The following is a 3,437-nucleotide window of genomic DNA, read 5'->3' on the forward strand; positions in this document are numbered from 1 at the left end:
GTGAAAAATTAAAACCTAAAACTTTTAAAAAAGGGGATTTTTTAACCGTTCCGGGTCAGGTACAAAAAGTGCTTTATTTTGTAAAAAGTGGCGTGCAAATGTCATATTTTGAAACAGAAATCAAGACGCATGTAATTGCTTTCACTTATGCTCCGGGTTTATGTGCCATACCGGAATCATTTTCTCTTCAGGCGCCATCAAAAAATTATCTGCGATGTTTGTCAGACAGTGAAATGGATTATATAACTTTCGATGAGCTGCAAAAGCTGTTTGATGAATCTCACCAAATTGAAAGGCTTTTCAGAAAAATGACAGAATTTGTACTGGCCGGAATAATAAACCGGCACATTGAACTGCATTCTCTGACAATTGAAGATCGGTTTAAGGCTTTTTGTCAAAGAAGTCCTCACTTACTCCATCTTGTTCCACACAAATATATAGCATCATATTTAAGCATCGATCCCACTAATTTCAGTAAGTTATTCAACTCAGTGAAAATTTGATTTTGGTATATACCAAGTTTTCTTTTTTCATAATAAATGAACTTTGCCTGTAAATTATTATTATGAAAAATCAATGGTTAAACAAATCGGAATATCCCTTTAATTCCAATTATTTTGATGTGAACGGACAAAAGCTTCATTATATAGATGAAGGAAAAGGGGAGGTGGTTTTATTCGTTCACGGAACCCCTTCATGGAGTTTTGATTTCAGAAATATTATAAAAGAGCTAAGCAAAAATTTCAGATGCATAGCCATAGACCATATTGGATTTGGTCTGTCTGACAAGCCTGAGCATTATGACTATTCAACTCAAAACCACAGCAAAACTTTAGAAAAGTTTGTCATGGAAAAGCAACTTAATAACCTGACTTTGGCAGTACATGATTTTGGCGGGCCGATTGGACTCAATTTTGCGATAAATCAAGCTGAAAAAATCAATAAACTTGTTATATTAAACTCCTGGTTGTGGAGCAGTAAAAACGATCCGGAATTTATCAAACTCAGTAAAATTTTAAAAAGTCCATTGCTTCCTTTTTTGTATCGGTACCTTAATTTTTCCCCCAGATTTATTTTACCTAAATCTTTTGGAGACAAAAAGCTGCCAAAACATTTATTATCACAATTTACTAAGCCTTTTGCCAATAAAAAGCAAAGAAACGGAGCATTGGCATTTGCCAAGTCATTGCTGAATGATCAGGATTGGTTTGAAGAAATATGGAATAAGAAACAAGTTCTTTCAAAAAAGCCCGCATTGTTCATTTGGGGCATGAAAGACCCGGTTATCAAAGCACATAATCTTAAAAAGTTTCAAAGTGGTTTTACAAATTCAAAAACCATCCAACTGGAAACTTCCGGGCATTTTCCTCAAGAAGAAGAACCGGATATTGTCAGTAAGTCAATTAATGATTTTATGGTAGATAAATAATTAGACTCAGCTTCTAATTATAAGTAAGTCAATAATTAAAACTTTATTATTTAAAAAATATTAAACAATTTAATAGTTAAAGCTGTTGTTTTTTTGTATAATTAGGTATTATTAACTATTTAAAAAAAAGAATTATGGCTATTAAATTTCTCAATCAAATTGTAAACGGAGTAAAAGGTGGAGTAGTAGGTGCTGTAAAAGGTACTGCTGATGTAGGTTCCACTATTGTTAATTCTGTAAAAGATATTGCTGTTACGACACTTAAGGGTGCCGGCGAGCTTGTGATAAAAGGTATTCAGGTACCTGCTTCTATTGTAAAAGGTGCTATAGATGGCATTTCAAATATAGGTGTTTCATTTATTAAAGCAATTAAAGGCATCGTAAATGGTGCTGTTCAGGGAGCAATGTCTGAAGGTGTTGAACAAAAAGAAGCTGTAACGGGTGCCGTTCAGCAGGCAATGTATAGTGCCAAAGAATTAGGCGAAAACGTTGGTATGGTGGCAGTCGAGTCAGTTAAAGGAGCTGTTAATGGAGTAAAGCAGGTTGGCGGTGACACAGTTGGTGCTACAAAAACGGCAATCGTAGCTGCTCTTGAAGCGGCAAAAGAGATTGGTGGTGGCGCTACGGATGTAGTTAAAAGTTCTTTAGCTGACAGCGTAGAAGGAGCTAAGAAAATCCTTGACGAAATCAAAAAGTAGTTTAACTACATAAAATTCTGTATTTATGGAAAGAATCCGGGGTTTTGCCCCGGATTTTTTTGTTAGCCTATTTAACTTACTGCTTTCGCTCTGCGTCTCGCGAGTGTAAGTATTTAGCTGTCTCCGGCCGGTATTACTTTTTTAAAAAAGGTTAAAAAACTCTTTAAATTATCTAAATTACTTCTTTTAAAAACGGAAATATATCCTTTTACTCTTTTATCTTTTTTCTTGATAAAGCAGTGAAAGATCCAAGAATTCCAAATTCCAAGAGAGAAGAATATTAAATTATGGTAGTAAATGGAAAATGTTGGGGGGAACACCACTTCCATGCTCTCTCGCATGCGTCCGCATGTGACATGACAGAAGACTGCCTTTACTAACGGGGAGCAGAATTTATTGCATTTTCTGACATTGTCATTTCAAGATCGTCCAAATACAATACACTTCCCGGTTTTGGGTCTAAAGGATTACTTGCTGAAATAATGATTAATGCGGTATCGGGTATGGCTTGCTTGCTATATTCAATTGCTATCACAAACTGCCTGTAAGTATCGACTTTATCTGAAAAAGTAAAAGTCCCCTCACCGATTTGTTCCGTTTCGCCAATTGATTCATTCCATCTGGTCAATGTGATTGTTATATCACAATTATCCCCGTCTGCAGGATAATATCTGAACCACCCGCTCAATGTATCCGGCTTTTCTGTTAGTGGGAAACCGCCTTCAATGGTTTCCTCATCGGTGTCAATTTTTCCCGTAGTGGTTATAGCCGGTGTGACCCGGTCAAAAGGACTTGGGATGTGGTCTGTTTCCATGCGCATGGCATAATTTCCGGCAAAAGCATCAGCTCCTTCAGCACGGGTAACTGTATAGATATTTAATATGCCTGTTTGATCATTCAATGTATTCCACTCAGCCGGATCAAGATAAGCAGGGAACCCCTGAGATGTCCAGTCTTCAAAACCTGCGTTTGGTATATGGCCGGATGCAAAACCTGCATGGAGTAAAAAAACTAAGACAATCGAACTGATAAATTTCATTGGGCTAGTTTTTTTTTAAAATCCGTCAAACGCTTTATAAGCATAAGGATGGGAAATGAAAAATTAGTATGCTAATTTATTTCATTTCTCAGAAAAATCACTTTTTTTATCATAAAAACTTCTAAATCCCCTGTTGTTAGGGATATGTAAGTACGAACTATCATAGTTTCGGATCCCAAATCCGAAAGAACATCAAGAATTAGTTGAACATCCACAAATCTAAAATCCCGAAAAATTTCTGTATAAGTATAAATAATGTTTGTTTGCAGTC

6 protein-coding genes are annotated in these 3,437 nt (G+C 35.9%); 3 read left to right on the forward strand and 3 right to left on the reverse strand.

Annotation, left to right across the window (positions count from 1 at the left end; translation table 11 throughout):
• The 3 genes from EA412_14530 to EA412_14540 all read left to right on the forward strand — a co-directional run.
• Window positions 1-503: Crp/Fnr family transcriptional regulator (locus EA412_14530; GenBank protein TVR76003.1), on the forward strand; the 503-nt coding region annotated here is incomplete at its 5' end.
• A gap of 62 nt (window positions 504-565) precedes the next feature.
• Window positions 566-1,429 (forward strand): alpha/beta fold hydrolase, encoded by an 864-nt coding sequence (locus EA412_14535; protein ID TVR76004.1) that lies wholly within the window; start codon window positions 566-568, stop codon window positions 1,427-1,429.
• A gap of 134 nt (window positions 1,430-1,563) precedes the next feature.
• Window positions 1,564-2,127 carry a hypothetical protein gene (locus EA412_14540; protein TVR76005.1) on the forward strand — a complete coding sequence of 188 codons (564 nt, stop codon included), beginning with the start codon at window positions 1,564-1,566 and terminating at the stop codon, window positions 2,125-2,127.
• A 113-nt stretch (window positions 2,128-2,240) separates the two neighbouring features.
• Here EA412_14540 and EA412_14545 read toward each other — a convergent pair whose 3' ends face one another.
• The 3 genes from EA412_14545 to EA412_14555 form a co-directional block, all read right to left on the reverse strand.
• Window positions 2,241-2,468, reverse strand: a complete 228-nt coding sequence (locus EA412_14545; GenBank protein ID TVR76006.1) for a hypothetical protein — start codon at window positions 2,466-2,468, stop codon at window positions 2,241-2,243.
• A gap of 35 nt (window positions 2,469-2,503) precedes the next feature.
• Entirely contained in the window at window positions 2,504-3,166 is a 663-nt protein-coding gene (locus EA412_14550) for a hypothetical protein (protein ID TVR76007.1), read from the reverse strand.
• Between the two features lie 71 nt (window positions 3,167-3,237).
• Window positions 3,238-3,437: hypothetical protein (locus EA412_14555; protein TVR76008.1), on the reverse strand; the 200-nt coding region annotated here is incomplete at its 5' end.

It is taken from the genome of Chitinophagaceae bacterium (assembly GCA_007695095.1).
Classification (GTDB): domain Bacteria; phylum Bacteroidota; class Bacteroidia; order Chitinophagales; family REEL01; genus REEL01.